Raw genomic sequence first — 18,552 nt, forward strand, 5'->3', positions numbered from 1 at the left:
CCAACAGTTACGGTCGGTGTATCGCCAGCCCCATCCCGTGGCTGGTCGACGGATCGCGATCAAGGTGCTGGACTCGTTCCCAACCTGCCCAATCCCAGAAATCGCCAGACTGGGCCGCACGCTCAAGCGGTGGCGAGAACCGTTCCTCGGCTACTTCACCACTGACGGCGCGAACAACGGTGGCACCGAAGCGATCAACGGCGTGATCGAACTCGCACGGCGCGTAGCCAGAGGCTTCCGCAGCCCCGAGAACTATCGCCTCAGAATGCTCCTGGTCGGCGGCGGCCTGAACCTCTAACCCACACTCAAGTCAGAAGAGCCGGTTATCGGCACCCTCGGGTGCGGCGATGAGATCGAGGTAGGCGTGGCCCGGTCCGCGCACGAGCGCGTTGACGGTGCCGCCGGGGTGCTTGCCGCCAGCGACGGGCTCGAGACCCGCATCCCGTCATCGCTCGATCGATTCCGGTAGGTCGGTGACAGCAATGACGAGATGGTCGATGCGGCTCATGGCAGATAGGCTCCTCCGTTGACGCTGATGACTTGCCCCACGACAAATCCAGCATCGCAGCAAAGGTATTCCGCCGCACCCGCTACCTCGTCCGGAGTGCCAGCCCGGCCCGAGGGGATCCCGGCGACTAACCGCGTCTCGCCGGTGGCTTCGGCCTCGCGCAGGACGCCGGAGGTGATGTCGGTATCGATGAGGCCGGGGGCGATGGCATTGACGGCGACGCCGTCGGGAGCGAGCTCACGAGCGACCGCCTTGGTGAAGCCGATGATGGCGGCCTTGGAGGCGGCATAGTGCGCGCCGGCGAAGTTCCCGCCGCCCTGTTGAGCGGAAATGGAGGACATGTTGACAATGCGCCCGCCGCCCGCCGCCCGCATCCGCACGCCGAGCGCCTGGGTCAGCAGGAACATGCCGGTGAGGTTGACGTCGAAGAGGCGGCGCCACTCGGAAAGCTCGATATCGGCGATCCGCGTCGGGGAGGCGATCCCCGCGTTGTTGACGAGAATGTCGATCTCGTCGAGCTTAGCGAGCAGCTCGGCGACGGCGTCGGGGTCGGTGAGGTCGCAGGTGTGGCCCGCGGCGGAAACGCCAAACTCTCTTTCGATCTCGCTCGCGCGCTCGGTGATATCGGCGGAGAGATCGACGAGGACGAGGTCGTGGCCGCGCGCGGCGAAGCGCTTCGCGATGGCGAAGCCGATGCCGTGCTCGGACGCGGCGCCGGTGACGAGGGCGGTCACGGCAGGGCCGCCGACATCTCATCGACCGTGATAACGCTGCCGAACAGGCCACCGATCGTGCCGACGGAGGCGTCGTGCTGGGCGGCATCGGCCGCGGAGCAGGCGTCCTCCAGGAGGAAGGGGGAGAAGCCGAGGTCGGCGGCCTGGCGGATCGTCGCCTCGACGGACGCGTTCGTCGCGACGCCCGCGACCGCGACGTCGCGGATGGCGTTGTCGTGCAAAATCTTTTCCAGCTCGGTGCCGGTGAACGGCCCGGGGCGCGTGTGGGTGAGGATGACGTCGTCGGCCCCGACCGGCAGCTCCTCGATGATCTCGGTGCCGCGGGTGCCGTCGATCAGGCAGTTGGCGTCCCGCGCCATCGCGAGCAGCGGGATGTTGGCGTTCAGGTCCGAACCGTCGTCCTTGAACGCGATGCGCGCGAAGACGACGAGGCCGCCGTTTTCCCGCACGGCTACGGCGGCGCGGCGGCAGTTGTCGACCACGTTGCGGCGCTCGATCTCGGCGGCGAAGACGGAGCCGAAGGGAGCGTCGGCGTCGATGATGTCGTGCTCCATGTGAACGATGATGAGGGCGAGTCCGGGACCGACCAGGGTGAGGCGCTCGTTGGGATCAGATGGCGTCATTGCACTGTCCTTTCTGCTTAATCCCAGTGTGTCAAAGATGCGTCAGCGCCGGGGCCGCGAATGTGTCGCGACCCCGGCGTTGTCGTGATTAGCGGGCCTGGGACTGGAGCCAGACCGCGACGTCGATGATCATGTCTTCCTGTCCGCCGACATAGCCGCGGCGGCCGACCTCGGCGAGGATGTCGTGCGCGGCGACGCCGTAGCGTTCGGCCGCGCGCTCGGCGTGCAGCAGGAAGGAGTTGTAGACGCCGACCTTGCCCTGCATGATTGAGGCACGGTCCATGATCGGCATGCGCGTGATCATCGGGCGCAGGACCTCTTCGGCGGCGTACATGAGCGCGTTGACGTCGACACCGGTCTCGATGTCGAGGCGCTCGAACGCGGCCGCTAGGACCTCTGTCGGCGAGTTGCCGGCACCGGCGCCAAGGCCGCGCAGCGTGCCGTCGATACGGGTCGCACCGGCGCGCACGGCGTACACGGAATTCGTGACGCCGAACGACAGGTTCTGGTGCCCGTGGAAGCCGACCTCGGCATCGCCCTGGAGCTCATCGACGAGCGCGCTCACGCGGTCGGCGGCGTCCTCCATGATCATGTGGCCGGCAGAGTCGACGACGTAGACGCACTGGCAGCCCGCGTCGGCCATGATGCGCGCCTGGGCGGCGAGCTCCTTCGGCGAAATGCGGTGCGAGAGCATGAGGAAGCCGACCGTGTCCATGCCGAGCTCGCGAGCGGCATGGAAGTGCTCGATCGACACGTCCGCTTCGGTGCAGTGGGTCGCGACACGCACCACCTTCGCGCCGCGCAGGTGCGCTTCCTTCAGCTCGGTGATCGTGCCGAGGCCCGGCAGCATGAGGACGGCGATCTTCGCCTGATTCGCTTCCTCGGCCGCGGCCTGAATGAGGACCATTTCGTCGACGGCGGAGAATCCGTAGTTGAAGGACGAGCCGGCAAGCCCATCGCCGTGCGTCACCTCGATGACGGGGACCTTGGCGTCGTCGAGCGCACGCACGACCTTGCGGACCTGGTCCTCGGTGAATCGGTGGCGCATGGCGTGGGAGCCATCGCGCAGGGTGGTATCCGTGAGGCGGACCTTGTACTGGCTCATGTCAGGCTCCCTTCGCGGCGAGTTCCATACGCTCGACGAGCATGTCGCCCGTGCGCGCGGCAGCCGCCGTGATGATGTCGAGATTGCCCGCGTATTCGGGCAGGAAGTTGGCGGCGCCCTTGACCTCGATGAGGACGGTGACGCGCCCCCAGCCACGCCAGTCCTCGCGCGCCTCGTCGAACTGCGGATCGGCGGTGAGGTGGTAGCCGGGGACGTATTCCTGGACGCGCTCGACCATGCGAGCGATCGATTCCTTGACCTCGTCCTGCTTCGCGCCCGGCTCGGCGGCCTCCGGCGGCAGTGAGCAGTACACGGTATTGCGCATGAGCATCGGCGGCTCGACGGGGTTCAAGATGATGATGGCCTTCGACTGCTTCGCGCGGGACACAACGCGCAGGGCCGCGGCCGTCGTCTCGGTGAACTCGTCGATATTGGCGCGGGTGCCGGGGCCGGCGGACTTCGACGCGATCGAGGCGACGATCTCGGCGTAGTCGACGGGCACGACGGAGGAGACCGCGGAGACGATCGGGGTCGTCGCCTGGCCACCGCAGGTAATCATGTTGACGTTCATGACGTCCTGCAGCTCATCGAGGTTGACCGGCGGGCACACGTACGGGCCGATCGCGGCCGGCGTTAGGTCGATGGCACGAATCCCGGCCTCGCGGTACAGCGGCGCGTTCGCGAGGTGCGCCTTCGCGGACGTCGCCTCGAACACGAAGTCCGGCAGCTCGTCCTGCTCCAGGAGCCAGTCCACGCCGTCGGCGCTGGTTTCCAGGCCGAGTTTCTTCGCGCGACGCAGCCCCTCGGAATCCTTGACGCCCACCATGTAGACGGGCTCGATCCACTCCGAGCGGCGCATCAGCTTGAACATGAGGTCAGTGCCGATATTGCCCGGGCCGACGATCGCGGCCGTGTACTTCTTGCTCATCGAGCCATCTCCTTTTCCGTGCCAGCCTCGCCAAAGGTGATGGTGAGGGATCCGGCTTGCCCAAAGTCTGCGCTCGCGCGGCTACCCGCTTCAACCGGGTGTGCTGCACAGAAGGACCCGGGGATCACCAAGTCGCCTTCCTTCAGGTGGACGCCGCGCTCCGACAGGGTTTTCGCGAGCCACGCGAGCGGCGCGGCCGGGTGTCCCATGACGTCGGCGCCCGTGCCGGAGCCGACTTCCTCGCCGTCGATGAGCAGCGCGCAGCGCGCAGTGGCGAGGTCGTCCTTGGTAAGGTCGAGCGGCTCGCGGCTCACGGCGACGGCCGCGAACGAGGCATTATCGGCGACGGTGTCGACGAGGCGGATGTTCCAGTCCTTGATGCGCGAATCGATGATCTCGATCGCCGCGTGGACCGAGGCGATTGCCTCCACCGCTTCTTCGACGCTGACATCGCCGGACAGGTCCCGCCCGAGGTAGAACCCGAACTCGGGCTCCACCTTCGGGGAGATGAAGTGCGCGACGGGGACGACATCGTCGTCGTAGTAGACGACATCGGAGGTGAAGAACCCGAAGTCGGGCGAGTCCACCCCGAGCTGGCGCTGCATCGCGAGCGAGGTGAGGCCGATCTTGCGACCGATGACCGTCCGGCCTTCCGCGAGTGCCTGCTCTTCTTGCAGCTGCTGGATGACGTAGGCCTCACCGAGCGTGAGGCCCTCGATGCGCTCGCGCAGGGGCGCGATCGGCTCGCGCGTCACGTACGCCTCGAGCAGGTCGCGCGAGGCCTCGGCGAGCTGGGCGGTGCGCGGCGTTGGGGTGTCGTCCCCGTCGGTGATGTCCACGGTTAGTCCTCCTTGGCCGTCATCACGCCGAAGCCCGCGATGTATTCGCGGATCGGGCGGTAGAACTCGTAGGTCACGTCGTAGGTGCCAGCCGCGGCACGCAGCGCCGAGAACGCGGCGACCCACGTGCGGGTCTCATGGGAGGAGCGGCCCGCGTCTTCGGCCATCTTTTCGGCCGTGAACTCGTCGAACCTCTCGAGCTCGCCGGAGCGGCAGATATCCATGAACGCGGCATCCCACTCGGGATTGAGGTCGCGGATATCGGCCTTGCCTTCCGCGAACGCCTTGGCGACGGCGATCGTGTTCGCCTCGCGGGCGGCGCGTGCCTCGGGGGTGGGGTGGCGGCCTTCCAGCAGGAACTTGCGCTGCTCTTCGGTCGCAGTCGCCCACTGCGGTACCGGCGGCTCGTGGGACAGGCCACCCGAACCGATGAGCAGGACCTTCTGGTCCGCAAGCGCCTCCTTGACGAAGGAGCCAACGGCGTCGCCGAGCTTGCGCACCCGCTGCATCCGCATAAACGGCTTGGCGAGCCCGTTAACGAAGACGGGGATGACGGGCAGCGTCGCGACGGCCTCGCCGAACATGATCTCGATCGGCTGGACCGCGCCGTGGTCGACCTCCATTCGCCGCGAAATCGCGGTATCGAGGTCCTGGTCGATGATATACTGCGCGAGATCCTGCGCGGTTTCCGTCGGGACGTTCAGCTCACCATCGAAGGAGTTGTAGTCGCCGGTGCCGACGGCGGCAAAGCCCACGCAAAACGGCGGCATGAGGTCATAGAAGAACCCGTTGTAGTGGTCGGGCCCGAAGTTGATGATGAGGTCGGGGTCGAAGTCGGTGACGAACTCGCGCGCCTTGGCGAACGCGTCCTGCACGGCCTGCGCGACTTCGGCGGGCGGGTCGGCGTGCTCGAGCAGCGGGGAATGGGACATTGTCAGCAGTGCAACAGGCATGTCGGCTCCTTACAGAGTGGATTTCATGGCGATGAGCAATTGTCGGAACGCAGGATCAGCCTCCTGCGCGAGCACCGCCGCGGCCACGAACCGGTCGGGACGGATGAACACGAATGAGATGGGACGGTCGTCGTACCATCGCTTCAATTCCCCGGTGTGATCACCGATGACGACGAAGTCATCGGAGGCCGGGTAGGTCGCCTCGGCCCACGGGCGCTGGGTTTCGGGAACGATGCAGCCAAAACGCATCCCCATCGCTGCCGCGATCTCGCGCAGCTCGTCGTCGAGGTGGCGGCGCGGGTCGTTGCCCCAGCCGAGCAGGGCCCACCACGGGCCGATGGCGTCGTCGAGCAGCGCGGGCTGCTCGCTCGCCTTGGTCATGACGCGCGGCTGGATGAACTGCACACCGACGGGCGAATCGGTGTTCTCGGCGGTGTGCACGGGGATGAGGTCGCGGGTGATTTTTGCGGCCGCATTTCCGGGCGTCAGCGTCGAGGGGTCGACGAGGACGCCGCGGGTGTAGCGCGGCATCGGCTTGAAACGCATTTCGGAGAAATACGACTTGATCTGCGGGACCGCGCCGAGCGCGGTGGAGACGGAGTCACGCAGCAGCGCGACCTTGGGGTCTTGCTGCTTGATGAACGTCCCCATCGTTATCGACAGGTCGACCATCGCTTTGGCGTGATCGCGCCGTTCGGTGTCATAGGTGTCGAGCAGGTCGAGGTCCGCCTGGCCGCGCACGAGAGTCGCGAGCTTCCACGCGAGGTTGGTCGCATCGCGCAGCCCCGAGTTAAAGCCCTGCCCCATCCACACGGGCATGAGGTGGGCGGCATCGCCCGCAATGACGACGCGGCCGGAGCGGAACGTGTCCGCGACGCGCCCGTGGTGGGTAAAGACGCGGCGCCGGAGGCCCTCGAGCGACGTCGGATCCGGAACGTGCGGCGCGAGTAGGCCGTGGACGAACGCATCGTCGTCGCACGCATCGGATGGCTCATCGTCGTGGAGCATGAACTCCCAGCGCCGCACCGCGTGCGGCAGCCCGATCGAGACGTACGGGCGCTTCGGGTCGGCGCCGAGGTAGACGCCAGGCGTGCCAACGGGATCGTTTTCGACATCGACGACGAGCCAGCGCGTCGAGGGCGATTCGCCGACGAAGTTCGCGCCCAGCCACTTGCGGGTAAACGACCGGCCACCCTCGCAGCCGACGACGAATGAGGCGCGCACCTGGCGCGTCGTTGGCGTCGTGTCCGGCAGCGGGCCGGTCGTGCCATCCATGTCGCGGGGGCCGACCTCGAGCGTCGCGGTGACGCCAGCATCGTCCTGCTCAAGGCCGATGAGCATGTGTTCGAAGGCGACCTCGACGTGCTCGTAGCGGGCGAGGCCATCGAAGAACGCGCGATCAACCTCGGGCTGGATGAAACCGTGCTTGCGAGCAAACCCGAACGGTTCAGGGGTGGGGTTGTTGACGGTCAGGACGCGGCCCTTGCCGTTCACGATCTTGACGATGTGATTCGGGTTCGTGTGCGGGCGGACCGTATCGACGAGCCCCATCGCCTGGATCGTGCGGTAGGACTCGTCATCCAGACCGACGCCGCGCGGATAGTCGATCAGATCGCTGCGCGCTTCCGCGAGAATGACCGACACCCCGTAGCTACCGAGCAGGTTCGCGAGAGTGAGGCCGACGGGTCCGGCACCGATGATAAGGACGTCGGTTTCACTCACCGCGTCGCGGGGCGCCACTTAGGCCTCCGAATCGCTGCGTCCCAGCAGGAAGTCCAGGTGCAGGCGGTTGAAGGTTTCGGTGTCCTCGTACTGCGGCCAGTGCCCGCAGTTTTCCATGACCTGCAGGCGGCCGTTCGGGATGAGGTCCGCGATACGTGCCCCCTCGTCGACCGGACCCGACGGGTCCTTGGTCGTCCACAGCACCATCGCCGGCGCCTGAATCTGGCGCAGATCGTCATCGGAGAGCATATTGCGCTTACGGGTCTCGAGATCCTGCAGCGCCATGTTCATTTCGCACGCCATCGGCCAGTCGTCCTGCTCGAAGATGCGCTGGCGCGTGCGGATGAGGTCCGGCGTCACCATCGTCGGGTCGGCCATGAGCCACTCGAGGCGCGCCTTGACGCGCTCCCAGGACGGGTCCTTCGCGGCCTCCATCGACAGCGTGTACAGGCGCTCCATGACCTTCGGGTTCACCATCGTGCCGCCCATGGTGTTGAGGACGACGCGGTCGACGCGCTCGGGGTGCAGCTGCGCGAGGCGGGCCGCGGTCCAGCCACCGAGCGACTCGCCCGACAGATGCGCCTTGTCGTAGCCGAGCGCGTCCATGACGGCGAGGACCTGCTCGACGTAATGCTTGATCTCGAGCGGATGCTCGGGCTTGACGGAGTAGCCGTGACCGATGAAGTCGATCGCGTAGACGTTGAAGTGCTCGGCATGCGCCGAGAGGTTGCGGGCGTAGGCCTCTGCGTGACCGGTCACGCCGTGCAGCATGAGGAGCAGCGGCTTGTCCTTGGAGCCCGCATGCAGGTAACGCGTGCGGTACGGGCCCGCCTGCAGGAAGCCCTGAGAGAACTCGACTTCGGCGAGATCGTCCCAGACTGACGTGTACGGGCGCCCGTTGATGCTGCCGTCGGATTCAATGACCTGCTCGGACATGAGTGCTCCCTTGCTCGGAAATAACGGATTCGTTACTTCGACCTTAGGAGCGCTCTGCCCGAGCAGGAGTCTTTCCGTTCCGTCGCGCGAAACATGAACAGTTTTGTGCCGCCAGGTGGTCCGGTCTAGGCGTGATCGTGGAAAATCTCCCGCAACCGCGCGATGTCAGCGCCAGCCGCGAGCGCGACGTGAGCGAGCAGCCGGGCCTTGCGAGGCGAGAGGTAGCCCGCCATGATCACGCCCTTGGCAATGAGGTCGGACTCGCTCCCGGGATAGCCGTAGCTCTTCTTCAGTGTGCGGCCCGATCCGGTCTTCGTTGCGACGATGACCGGCAATCCACGCTCGACTAGCGCTGCGCAGCGCTCGGCGGACTCTTGCGAGACGTGGCCACCGCCGGAGGCCGCGATGACGATCGCGGCTGCTCCCCCATCGGCGAGGACGTCGAGGAAGTGGCCGTCGTCGGCGAGGCCCGCTTCGATCACCGGGATCCGAACGGGCCCCGCCTCGGGGACGGGCAGTGTCGAGGTCCGATGGTGGGGTCGGCACCAGTGTTCGACATGCCCCTCGATGACGCGCGCGATCGGCCCCCAGCCGGGTGACTGGAACGTTGCGGTCGATGACGCGTGCGTCTTGGTGACGGCGCGTGCCTCGTGGATTTCGTCGTTGAACGCCACGAGAGCGCCACAGTCTCGAAGTTCTGGATCGCTCGCGGCTAGGACCGCGGCAAGGACGTTTGCCGGACCGTCCGCTCCGGCGAGGTTCGGCGAACGCATCGCGCCGGTGAGCACGAGCGGTTCGGGCCGATCCCATAGCAGCGACAGGAGGAACGCCGTTTCTTCGAGCGTGTCCGTGCCGTGCGTGAACACGACGCCTCCAGCCCCGTCGGCCACCGCATCGTGAGCGAAGGCAAGCGCCGCGAAGACGTTGTCCATCATGAGCTGCGGTGAGGAGACATTGCACAGCGAAGTCGCACGGATCTCGGCGACGTCGGCGAGTCCCGGAACGGCCGCGATGAGATCGTCGGCGTCCAGATCCGGGGAGACAGCGGCTCCCGGCTCGGCGGGCTTCATCGCGATCGTGCCGCCGAGGGCACCGAGCGCAATGATCGGCCGTGGGGTCGATTCCCGGGACGTCATGACTAGAACCCTCCGATCAGGACCGCGACGAGGACGACGAAGGCGAGGCCTGCCAGCTGCGAGGGTCGCTGGAATCGGTTAGCTTCCTTCAGCTCTGATCCTGGCACCACCGGGATGGTCGTGGCCAATGCGGCGACCGGGCCGCCGGTGAGGAAGTACTGCATGATCGCGGTCGGGCCGGCGGCTGCGGCTGCGAGCGCCAGCGAGTTCACGTCGCCGTGCGCGACGACGATGCCAACCATCGGCAGGATGATCGCGGCGGATGCCGAGTTCGACTGCGTGAGCAGACCCGCGATCGCGGACACGAGCGCGATCGTGAGGATCGGGGCGGAGTTGATCATCGGCTCGAACCAGCCGGCCATGAGCTCGGTGATGCCGATCGCGCCGATGACGCCCGACATGTACAGGAAGCCGACGGTCGCGATCAGGGGAACCGCGACGCGCTTGACGGAGTCGAGCATGGCTTCTTCTGTCGCAAACGGGTTCTTGCGGCCCAGCAGCATGACGATGAGGGAGACGAGGAAGCCGACGATGAAGACCGGGTAGCCCAGGGCGAAACCGACGACGAGGAGCGCGAAGGGCAGGAGCACGAGCCAGATGCTGGGTTCACCTTCCTTGCGCTCGAACTGCGCCATCGCTTCGGCGACCTCGGATTCCGACATCATTTGCTGCTTGCGCGTCGAGGCACGCATCCGCATGAACGAGACCGCGAAGATGACGAGCGCGGTCGCTAGGCCGATCGCGTTGATCCAACCGAAGCGGATTCCCACCGTCGCGATGATGGCGAGGAGGGTTGGGTGGGTGAAGCCGGCGAAGTTGCCGAGGTGGCCGGCGTGCGCGTGCGTACCGGCGCTCTGACTCGGGTTGACCCCAAGACCGACGGAGGCGGGACCGGTGACGACGGCGGTGATCGCGGGCTGGGTGAAGCCGGTGAAAGCACCGATCATGCCGGCACCGATACCACCGGCGACCGCAACGCCGGGGCCACGGCCGAGCTTATTGCCTTGTCGAATGATCGCGTTGACCATGACCTTCAAGAAGCCGGCGTGTTCCATCGCGCCGATGAAGATCAAGACGCCCGCCATATCAGCGATAACGGGGTTCAAGCCGTGCAGGACGAGGGATTTGATCGTGACGTCTGCTTCCCCGGTAATCGGGATGCCGGAGACGAGGGCGGCGATGGTCGCGCCAATGATGGCGGTGGAATAGAGGGGAGTTCGGCCGATGACCATGAGGATGAGGGTGATCCCCATGATGATTTCAGCTGCGATCTGCATGGTGTTCTCCTTTGAACGAGCTTCGCAACGAATATTTTATAAAAAATACGTTACGGACTTTCACCAGAAGTTGCTCGGGCCCTTCGTCCTAGTTCTTCGCCGATCTTCGTCGCTGTCCAATAGAATTGATCCAACCCTGATTTTCACCGTTATCCCGCAAGGAGCAGCCCACCATGGCCTCCCGCACCCGCGACGCCGCGCCCACGACGCAGGCGAGCTATGCCTATGACGCCCTGCGCCGCGACATCATCTCTGGGCAGCTCGCGGGTGGCGAGCGGATACGCCAGGCCGAATGGGCCGAATCCCTGCAGATTTCCATTACTCCGGTACGCGAAGCGATCCGCCGCCTGGAGCAGGACGGGCTCGTCGTCTCGACGGCCCACCGCGGCACGACGGTCCTCGGACTCACACTTGATCGCGCGGAAGAGATCTACGCGATGCGCTTTCGGGTCGAGCCGCTGCAGATCGCTCGCGCCATGGGCAAGATGACGGAGGCCGACGCCCTGCGGGCGCGCACCCTATGCGATGAGATGGGCTCGCTCAGCGACGTCATCGAGTTCACCGAGCTCAACGAACAGTTCCACCGCATCACGATGGCCTATGACGATTCGTGGACCTCGCACGTGGTCACGTTACTCGCGGCCGCGGCGTCCCCCTATGTTTCGCGTTCGCTGCAACTCGACCCGCGCCAGATCGAGGCCTCCAACGCGCAACATTACGCGATGCTCGAAGCCTTCATTGATCAAGACGAGGAGCTCGCGACCAAGATCGAACTGGAGCACCTGCGTTCCACGCTCGTCATCTTGCGCAAGCATTTCACCTGAGACCGCATACCAAAAGCGGCCGACCCGAAATCTCGGGCCGGCCGCTTGTCGCGTTGGAGGTAAGACTACTTGGCAGCCTTGACCGTCACGTCCAGGCGGGCCTGGACCTCCGGGTGCACCGTGACGGTGACGTGGTGGTCGCCGACCGACTTGATCGGGTTCACGATCTCGATGGTGCGGCGGTCGATCTTCTTGTCGAGCTGCGCCTCAACGGCATCCGCGATCTCCTTGGTGGAGACGGCACCGAACAGGCGGCCGGACTCACCGGCGCGCTCTTCGATGGTGATGCTGTTGGCCTGCAGCGCGTCGCGCAGGGCGCGAGCATCCTCGACCGAGGCGATCTCGCGGGCCTTGCGGGCGGCCTTCATCTGGTCGATCTGACGCTGGGCGCCCTTGGTCCACGGAGTGGCCAGGCCGCGCGGCAGCAGGAAGTTACGGCCGTAGCCGTCCTTTACCTCGACGACGTCGCCGGCGGTCCCCAGGTTGGAGACTTCGTGAGTCAAAATGAGCTTCATCTGTCATTCCTCCCTAGGGTTAGCGGTTCGAGCTGGAGTAGGGCAGCAGAGCCATTTCGCGGGCGTTCTTGACGGCCTTCGCGATGGCGCGCTGTTCCTGCACCGACACGCCAGTCACGCGGCGCGCGCGGATCTTGCCGCGGTCCGAGATGAACTTGCGCAGCAGCGCGGTGTCTTTGTAGTCCACGTTGCCGACCTTGACGGCCTTCAGCGGGCTGATCTTCTTCTTCGGCTTGCGAAGTTGAGGCTTCGCCATGATTGTCTCCTCGAGTAAAAAGGTCTGAATTGAGCGTTCGGTTGGGTTAGAACGGGGGCTCGTTATCAAAGCTCGAGCCGCTCGTGCTCCACGGATCGTTCTGAGAACCGCCGGCCGGAGCGTTGAAGTCCGCGCCGGAGGACTGGCCACCACCCTGGTTGCCGCCATAGCTGGAACCGCCGCGCTGGGAGCGCTGCACCTTCGCCGTGGCGAAGCGGAGAACCGGACCGACCTCGTCGACCTGCAGTTCAACCGTGCTGCGCTTTTCGCCCTGGGGGGTTTCCCAGTTGCGCTGCTGGAGACGGCCCTGAACCATCACGCGCATGCCCTTGGTGAGGGATTCGGCGACGTTCTCGGCGTAATCGCGCCACACCGAACACCGCATGAACAGCGTTTCGCCGTCCTTCCATTCGCGGGTCTCGCGGTCAAAGCTCCGCGGGGTCGACGCCACGGTGAAATTCGCGACGGGTGCACCAGAATTGGTGAACCGGAGTTCGGGATCGGCGATGAGATTGCCAACGATGGTGATAAGGGTTTCGCCTGCCATGATTGCTTCCTGTTCTCAGTGACGACTGGCTCGGATGCGCTTAGTGCGCGTCCGGACGGATGAGCTTGGTGCGCATGACGGCTTCGGAAAGACCGAGCACGCGATCGAGCTCCTTGGCGTTTTCAGGCGTCGTGGTCATGTTGACGACCGCGTAGATGCCCTCGGAACGCTTGTTGATGTCGTAGGCGAGACGGCGCTTGCCCCAGATATCGACGTCCACGGTGCCACCGGACTTGGTGATGACCTCGAGGAACTTGTCCAGCGTGGTCCCTACGGAACGCTCATCCACCTCGGGATCGAGGATGATCATGAGTTCATAGTTACGCATTCGTTAACCCCACCTCCTGTGGTCTAGTCGGTCACGGTCTCTCCGTGACAGGAGGGTGATGCGTGTGGATACCTACGGCCAGCGAAGGTTCGCCGGTGCAGATAGCACAGTGACCCATACTAGTGCACCGGCAACCAGAGGACTAGGGCTGAAAGATCGCTGTGACCTATCCCTAACAATCAGCCGTTTCCGCCCGGCTTGCCGGGCTTACCAGGCTTGCCGGGTTTGCCTGGCCCGTTGCCGTTACCGCGGGTCGGTTCCGGGCTGGGGTCAAGCGTCGGCAGCGGGTCCGGCTCGGTGATGGTCGGCTCCGGGGTAGGCTGCGGAGACTCGGTCGGCTGCTCCGTCGGCTCCTCGCTCGGCTGTTCGCTCGGTTCCTCACTCGGCTCGGGCGTCGGATTGGGCTTGGGCGCCGGAATCGGGTGCTTCGTCGCCTTCTTGTCCGTCGGCTTGGGGAACGGGATGACTTCCTCGCCCTCCAGCGCCGTCTTCATATAGTTCGTCCAGATCCGGGTCGGGTAGGTGCCACCGGCGACGGTGCGCACGCCGCCGAAGCCGGTGAGCTCTTCTTCCTCACCGTTCGCGCCGACCTGATACATGTCGACGACGGTCACGAGCTGCGGGGTGAACCCGGCAAACCACGCGGACTTGTAATCGTTGGAGGAGCCCGTCTTGCCGGCGGCGGGACGCCCGAGGTTACGGCCCGCGTAGTTCGCGGTACCGGACTTTACGACCTGCTGCATGGCGTAGGTGGCGTCGGCGATGACCTCCGAGTCGAAGACCCGTTCGCCCTCGTTGTTGGCGCGGTAGATGCTGTTGCCCTTCGCGTCCTTGATCTCGGCGATGATGTACGGCTCGTGCTTGATGCCGCCGGAGGCGATGGTGCCGTAGGCGCGCAGCTGGTCGATCGGCCGCAGCGAGGCCGGGCCGAGCACGTTGGCGGGTACGGGCGCGAGGCCCGGCGTCTTTTCCGGGATGCCGGCCTTGACGGCGGTAGCCATCGTCTTATCCGGCCCGAGTTCCACGTTTAGCTGGGCGTAGGGGGTGTTGACGGAGTCTTCCGTGGCCTTGACGAGATTGATGCGCCCACGGTCATAGCGGTCGTAGTTGCGCACGGGCTTATCGAAGCCCTCGATCTCCATGTTGTTGTGGCTCTGGTACGTGTCCTTCAGCGAGTAGCCGTTTTCGAGCGCGGTGATGAGCGCCCACACCTTGAAAGTCGAACCGGCCTGCGCGCGGTCCTGGGTCACGGCGTTACGCGCCTGGGATACGAAGTCGGGGCCGCCGTACAGGGCGACGATCCCGCCCGTGCGCGGGTCCATCGAGGCAAGGCCGACGCGGTTGTTCTCGGGGCGATCCTCCGGGAGCTTGTTGACCGCGTCGATCGCCGCCTGCTGCCGGTTCTTGTCGATCGTCGTCGTAATCTTCAGGCCGCGCGTATTCAGCTCATCTTCGCTGATGCCGGCCTTGTCGATGACCTCGTTCTTCATCATGTCGACGAGGTAGCCGTTCGGGCCCTTCAGCGAGTTGACGGCCTTGTAGCCGATCGTCTCGGGGAAGGTCTGCTCGGCCTTTTGCGCCTCGGTGATCCAACCGTCGGCGACCATGATGTTCAGGACGCGCTCCCAGCGTTCCTTCGCCCGCTCGGGCATGACCTTGGGGTCCCAGCGCGAGGGCGAGGGGATGACACCGGCGAGGAGCGCGGACTCCGAGATCGACAGGTCAGCGGCGCTCTTACCGAAATAGTGCTGGGCGGCGGTCTCGATGCCGTAGGCGTCGCGGCCGAAGTAAATGGTGTTGAGGTAGTTCTCGAGGATCTGTTCCTTGGACTGCTGGCGATCGATCTTCAGCGCGAGGATGGCTTCCTTGAACTTGCCGACGACGTCGCGGGTATCGCCGACGTAGTAGCGCTCCACGTACTGCTGGGTGAGGGTGGAGGCACCCTGCAGCGGCTTGCCCTGCAGGTTATTCCAGGCGGCTCGGGCGATGCCGCGCAGGTCGATGCCGGGGTTCGTGTAGAAGCGGCGGTCCTCGGAGGCGACGATGGCTTGCGCCACGTGCTCCGGGAGCGTATCGAGCTTGACGGCCTTGCGGTCGAACTCGGAATAGGTGCCGAGCTGGCTTTCCCCGTCGGCGTAGTAGACGGTCGTCGTCTGGGCCTGGGCGAAGTCACCGGGTTCGGGCACGTCGATCATCGTGTAGGCGAGCGCGAACAGGCCGATGCCGAGCGCGATGAAGGCGGTGAACAGGCCGAGCACGAGCTTCCAGCCCGGCAGCCAGCGCATGATCGGGCCCTTGTTTGGGCGCGGGTAACGCCGCCCCTTCTTCGCCTTGCGGTCCTTACGGCTCGCGGGGCCCTTGGGCCCGGGCGGCGGGGGCGGGGTAGAGCTCGCGCGCAACGATCGTCGCGTCACGGGTTTGCCCTGATGCTCGTTCACACCGTGTCCTTCCGAGATAGGTCATCCCAGTATAACCACCTTGCCTGACCAGTTCCCAGCAGAATTGACGAAATTCACGCTGGGCATAGCTGTCTCACGCTTCCCGTTCGGCTTCCTCAACCTCTCGGGGTTCATCCGCAGAGAGCCGGTAGGCCGCGATCATCACGCCGATGATGAGCGCCAGAATGAGGAAGACGGTGCGCGACCAACCCGTGTCGGGCAGGACGGCAGCGGCCAGGCCCGCAGCGCCGACGAACGCGGCATTAAACATGACGTCATAGAGCGCGAAGGCGCGGCCGCGGTAGGCGTCGGCGGTATCGCGCTGGACGATCGTGTCGACCGCAATCTTCGCGCCCTGGACCGACAGGCCGAGGAGGAAGGCTGCGATGCCAATGACGGGGATCGTCGCCGCGCTGGCCGCGATCAGCTGCGAGACGATGCAGATCGCGAGGCACCAGGAGATCCACTGCTTCGGGCTGAGACGCTCGTGCGCGATCGGCGTCGCGACGATGGCGAGGCCCGAGCCCGCGAACGAAATGCCCGACAGGGTCGCGAACAGCGCGAGGCCCGCGGCCGCGTTGGCCGGGTCGGTCAGGAGGTTGCGGGAGGCCAGGATGAGGACGAGGAAGTTCACGCCGTAGATAAAGCGGTGGCTCGCCATGACCGCGAGCGCCGCGCCCGGGGTCCGGCGCGCGAACAGGTAGCGGGCCGCGGATTTCAGGTCGGTGAGCACCGAGCCGAGCGTGCGCGGCCGATTGGCGCCCTTTTCTGGGCCGAGTTCGTCGGCTCCGAGCCGCAGCGCGAACCCCGAGGCGAGGGCGAAGACGACCGCCGCGGCGGCCAGCAGCCCGAAATCGCGCGTCGAGCCGACGGGCAGCACGATGCCGAGCCCGAAGCCTATGACGGCGCCTATGACGGCGGCCGCGGCACCGAGCGTCGGCGCGATCGAGTTGGCCATGAGGAGCAGGCGGCGTGGCACGACGAGCGGCAGGCCAGCGGAAAGGGCCGACAGCAGGAAGCGGTTGACACCGAGCGTGATGAGTGCGAGGACATAGACCGCCGGACCGATCCCGAGAGTCACGAGGCAGACGCCGATGATGAGCGCGAGCACGGCCCGAAGCGCGTTGCCGCGCGCGAGGACCTGGCGGCGGCGCCACCGATCGAGCAGCGGACCCGCGAACGGGCCGACGAGCGTGAACGGCAGCAGCAGGACGGCAAACGCGATCGCGACGTCACCCGCGGTCGTGAGGCGTTCGGGCGAGAAGAAGAACAGCGACGCGAGCCCGGCCTGCATGAGGCCATCGCTGGTCTGGCTCACGAGCCGGACGGTCAGCAGCTTGCGGAAGCCCGGGTAACCCGAGAGCGTCTTTAAGTCACGGACGACGCGCACCTAGCGGTCCTTCCACCAGGCGAGCAGGCGGACCGTGGCCTCCTCCTTGCCGAGCGGTCCGTGCTCCATACGCTCGGCGAGCAGGAAGGAATAGGCCTGGCCGACCTCGCGGCTCGGAGGAATGTCGAGGATCTCCATAATCTCGTTGCCCGTGAGGTCGGGGCGGATCTTGGCGAGCTCTTCAGCCTCCGCGAGTTCGGCGATGCGCCTTTCGAGGTCGTCGTAGGCGGCCGCGAGGCGGTTCGCCTTGCGACGGTTGCGCGTCGTGCAGTCGGCGCGTGTCAGCCGGTGCAGGCGTTCGAGCAGCGGCCCGGCGTCGGTTACGTAGCGACGCACGGCCGAATCTGTCCACGCCTGCTCGCCATAGCCGTGGAATCGCAGGTGCAGCTCGACGAGGCGCGCGACGTCCTTCGTCGTCTGCTTATCGAAGCGCAACTCGCGCATGCGCTTGCGTGTCATCTTCGCGCCGACGACCTCGTGGTGGTGGAAGGAGACCTGGCCGCCGGGCTCGAAGCGGCGCGTCGCCGGCTTGCCGATGTCGTGCATGATCGCGGCGAAGCGCAGCACGAAGTCGGGCGCGGGGACGGGGCCGTCGGGCCCGGTTTCCAGTTCCATCGCCTGGTCGAGCACCGTGAGCGTGTGTTCGTAGACGTCCTTGTGGCGGTTGTGTTCGTCCTGCGTTGCGCGCAGGCCCGACAGCTCCGGCAACACGTAGTCGGCGACGTCGGTGTAGACCATGAGTTCGAGGCCGCGCCGCGGCCACGTCGAGGTGATGAGCCGGACGAGTTCGGCCTGGATGCGCTCCGGGGAGACGATCGCGAGGCGCGGGGCAAGCTCGGTCATCGCCTTCATCGTCTCTTCTTCGACGTCGAAGCCGAGCTGGGCCGCGAACCGCGCGGCGCGCATGATGCGCAGCGGGTCGTCGTCGAAGGAGCGCTCCGGCGCGATCGGGGTGTGCAGCAGCATCTCGGAGAGGTCTTCCATCCCGCCGCACGGGTCGACGAATTCGCCGGCCGGCAGCCGTACCGCCATCGCGTTGACGGTGAAATCGCGGCGCGTGAGGTCCCCTTCGAGGGTGTCGCCGAACTGGACGACGGGCTTGCGTGAATTCGGGTCGTACTCGTCGCTGCGGTACGTGGTGACCTCGACGATGACGTCGCCCTTGCGCGCGCCGATCGTGCCGAACTCTTTACCGATCGCCCAGCTGTGGTCGGCCCACGACGCGAGGAGCTCCTCGGTCTGATCCGGGTGCGCCGAGGTCGCGAAGTCGAGATCATGCGTCGGCTGCGCAAGGAAAAGGTCGCGCACCGGTCCCCCGACGAGCGCGAGCTCATGGCCCACATCCGCGAAAACCTCGCCGAGCTCATGCACGACGGGCGGCAGCTGGCTCAATTGATGCGTGGCAATGCGGCGCAGCTGCTCGATGGTGAGGTTCGGGGTTTCGCGGTTCGACACGTCTTAACTTTCTCATGGCTGCCCAGCGTTTCTCACCA

Annotated in this window: 19 protein-coding genes and 1 pseudogene; 2 read left to right on the plus strand and 18 right to left on the minus strand. The window is 65.9% G+C overall.

Annotated elements, in window-relative coordinates:
- Positions 1–298: transposase (locus BSZ39_RS06130; protein WP_143180408.1), on the plus strand; the 298-nt coding region annotated here is incomplete at its 5' end.
- A gap of 12 nt (positions 299–310) precedes the next feature.
- Here BSZ39_RS06130 and BSZ39_RS14995 read toward each other — a convergent pair.
- From BSZ39_RS14995 to BSZ39_RS06185, 11 genes and pseudogenes are all read right to left on the minus strand, one after another.
- Positions 311–430: pseudogene (locus tag BSZ39_RS14995) on the minus strand (hypothetical protein); the annotation flags it as partial.
- Positions 431–504: 74 nt separating this feature from the next.
- Positions 505–1,242: an SDR family NAD(P)-dependent oxidoreductase gene (locus BSZ39_RS06140; RefSeq protein WP_073716492.1), complete on the minus strand. Its 738-nt coding sequence runs from the start codon at positions 1,240–1,242 to the stop codon at positions 505–507.
- Complete coding sequence (locus BSZ39_RS06145) at positions 1,239–1,865, minus strand: cysteine hydrolase family protein (protein ID WP_073716493.1); 627 nt, start codon at positions 1,863–1,865, stop codon at positions 1,239–1,241. The genes BSZ39_RS06140 and BSZ39_RS06145 overlap by 4 nt, the downstream gene beginning before the upstream one ends.
- Positions 1,866–1,953: 88 nt before the next feature.
- Complete coding sequence (dmpG, locus tag BSZ39_RS06150; protein ID WP_073716494.1) at positions 1,954–2,970, minus strand: 4-hydroxy-2-oxovalerate aldolase; 1,017 nt, start codon at positions 2,968–2,970, stop codon at positions 1,954–1,956.
- 1 nt (position 2,971) lies between these two features.
- Complete coding sequence (locus tag BSZ39_RS06155) at positions 2,972–3,898, minus strand: acetaldehyde dehydrogenase (acetylating) (protein ID WP_073716495.1); 927 nt, start codon at positions 3,896–3,898, stop codon at positions 2,972–2,974.
- The gene (locus tag BSZ39_RS06160; protein WP_222842880.1) at positions 3,895–4,737 is read right to left on the minus strand and encodes a 2-keto-4-pentenoate hydratase; all 843 of its coding nucleotides are present in this window, start codon (positions 4,735–4,737) and stop codon (positions 3,895–3,897) included. Before BSZ39_RS06160 ends, BSZ39_RS06155 begins: the two co-directional genes overlap by 4 nt.
- Before the next feature lie 2 nt (positions 4,738–4,739).
- Positions 4,740–5,690 carry a 3-carboxyethylcatechol 2,3-dioxygenase gene (locus tag BSZ39_RS06165; protein WP_073716496.1) on the minus strand — a complete coding sequence of 317 codons (951 nt, stop codon included), beginning with the start codon at positions 5,688–5,690 and terminating at the stop codon, positions 4,740–4,742.
- A gap of 9 nt (positions 5,691–5,699) precedes the next feature.
- Complete coding sequence (gene mhpA, locus BSZ39_RS06170) at positions 5,700–7,430, minus strand: bifunctional 3-(3-hydroxy-phenyl)propionate/3-hydroxycinnamic acid hydroxylase MhpA (RefSeq protein ID WP_222842881.1); 1,731 nt, start codon at positions 7,428–7,430, stop codon at positions 5,700–5,702.
- Positions 7,431–8,348 (minus strand): alpha/beta fold hydrolase, encoded by a 918-nt coding sequence (locus BSZ39_RS06175; RefSeq protein WP_073716497.1) that lies wholly within the window; start codon positions 8,346–8,348, stop codon positions 7,431–7,433.
- Positions 8,349–8,473: 125 nt separating this feature from the next.
- Positions 8,474–9,484, minus strand: coding sequence for an asparaginase (locus BSZ39_RS06180; protein ID WP_073716498.1), 1,011 nt, complete (start codon positions 9,482–9,484; stop codon positions 8,474–8,476).
- Between the two features lie 2 nt (positions 9,485–9,486).
- Positions 9,487–10,761, minus strand: coding sequence for a citrate transporter (locus BSZ39_RS06185; RefSeq protein WP_073716499.1), 1,275 nt, complete (start codon positions 10,759–10,761; stop codon positions 9,487–9,489).
- Positions 10,762–10,934: 173 nt separating this feature from the next.
- Between BSZ39_RS06185 and BSZ39_RS06190 the strand changes: the two genes are divergently transcribed.
- Positions 10,935–11,585, plus strand: a complete 651-nt coding sequence (locus BSZ39_RS06190; RefSeq protein WP_073716500.1) for a GntR family transcriptional regulator — start codon at positions 10,935–10,937, stop codon at positions 11,583–11,585.
- Positions 11,586–11,650: 65 nt separating this feature from the next.
- Here the strand turns inward: BSZ39_RS06190 and rplI are convergent, their stop codons facing one another.
- From rplI to BSZ39_RS06225, 7 genes are all read right to left on the minus strand, one after another.
- The gene (gene rplI / locus BSZ39_RS06195) at positions 11,651–12,100 is read right to left on the minus strand and encodes a 50S ribosomal protein L9 (RefSeq protein ID WP_073716501.1); all 450 of its coding nucleotides are present in this window, start codon (positions 12,098–12,100) and stop codon (positions 11,651–11,653) included.
- 19 nt (positions 12,101–12,119) lie between these two features.
- A complete protein-coding gene (rpsR, locus tag BSZ39_RS06200; protein WP_073716502.1) occupies positions 12,120–12,356 on the minus strand; it encodes a 30S ribosomal protein S18 in 237 nt (78 codons plus the stop codon).
- Between the two features lie 46 nt (positions 12,357–12,402).
- Positions 12,403–12,903 (minus strand): single-stranded DNA-binding protein, encoded by a 501-nt coding sequence (locus tag BSZ39_RS06205; RefSeq protein ID WP_073716503.1) that lies wholly within the window; start codon positions 12,901–12,903, stop codon positions 12,403–12,405.
- 40 nt (positions 12,904–12,943) lie between these two features.
- On the minus strand, positions 12,944–13,231 hold the full coding sequence (gene rpsF / locus BSZ39_RS06210; RefSeq protein ID WP_073716504.1) for a 30S ribosomal protein S6: 288 nt from the start codon (positions 13,229–13,231) through the stop codon (positions 12,944–12,946).
- A gap of 179 nt (positions 13,232–13,410) precedes the next feature.
- A complete protein-coding gene (locus BSZ39_RS06215; protein ID WP_073716505.1) occupies positions 13,411–15,669 on the minus strand; it encodes a transglycosylase domain-containing protein in 2,259 nt (752 codons plus the stop codon).
- Between the two features lie 94 nt (positions 15,670–15,763).
- A complete protein-coding gene (locus tag BSZ39_RS06220) occupies positions 15,764–17,059 on the minus strand; it encodes an MFS transporter (RefSeq protein WP_073716506.1) in 1,296 nt (431 codons plus the stop codon).
- Positions 17,060–18,514 carry a CCA tRNA nucleotidyltransferase gene (locus BSZ39_RS06225; RefSeq protein ID WP_073716507.1) on the minus strand — a complete coding sequence of 485 codons (1,455 nt, stop codon included), beginning with the start codon at positions 18,512–18,514 and terminating at the stop codon, positions 17,060–17,062. It lies immediately after the preceding gene.
- Between the last annotated feature and the right edge of the window lie 38 nt (positions 18,515–18,552).

The sequence above is a fragment of the Bowdeniella nasicola genome, from assembly GCF_001907295.1.
Taxonomy (GTDB): Bacteria; Actinomycetota; Actinomycetes; order Actinomycetales; family Actinomycetaceae; genus Bowdeniella; species Bowdeniella nasicola.

Coding starts and splice junctions, on each gene's coding strand:
- BSZ39_RS06145 (WP_073716493.1), bottom strand. CDS start 1,865: ATGACGCCATCTGATCCCAACGAGCGCCTCACCCTGGTCGGTCCCGGA.
- dmpG (WP_073716494.1), bottom strand. CDS start 2,970: ATGAGCCAGTACAAGGTCCGCCTCACGGATACCACCCTGCGCGATGGC.
- BSZ39_RS06155 (WP_073716495.1), bottom strand. CDS start 3,898: ATGAGCAAGAAGTACACGGCCGCGATCGTCGGCCCGGGCAATATCGGC.
- BSZ39_RS06165 (WP_073716496.1), bottom strand. CDS start 5,690: ATGCCTGTTGCACTGCTGACAATGTCCCATTCCCCGCTGCTCGAGCAC.
- BSZ39_RS06175 (WP_073716497.1), bottom strand. CDS start 8,348: ATGTCCGAGCAGGTCATTGAATCCGACGGCAGCATCAACGGGCGCCCG.
- BSZ39_RS06180 (WP_073716498.1), bottom strand. CDS start 9,484: ATGACGTCCCGGGAATCGACCCCACGGCCGATCATTGCGCTCGGTGCC.
- BSZ39_RS06185 (WP_073716499.1), bottom strand. CDS start 10,761: ATGCAGATCGCAGCTGAAATCATCATGGGGATCACCCTCATCCTCATG.
- BSZ39_RS06190 (WP_073716500.1), top strand. CDS start 10,935: ATGGCCTCCCGCACCCGCGACGCCGCGCCCACGACGCAGGCGAGCTAT.
- rplI (WP_073716501.1), bottom strand. CDS start 12,100: ATGAAGCTCATTTTGACTCACGAAGTCTCCAACCTGGGGACCGCCGGC.
- rpsR (WP_073716502.1), bottom strand. CDS start 12,356: ATGGCGAAGCCTCAACTTCGCAAGCCGAAGAAGAAGATCAGCCCGCTG.
- BSZ39_RS06205 (WP_073716503.1), bottom strand. CDS start 12,903: ATGGCAGGCGAAACCCTTATCACCATCGTTGGCAATCTCATCGCCGAT.
- rpsF (WP_073716504.1), bottom strand. CDS start 13,231: ATGCGTAACTATGAACTCATGATCATCCTCGATCCCGAGGTGGATGAG.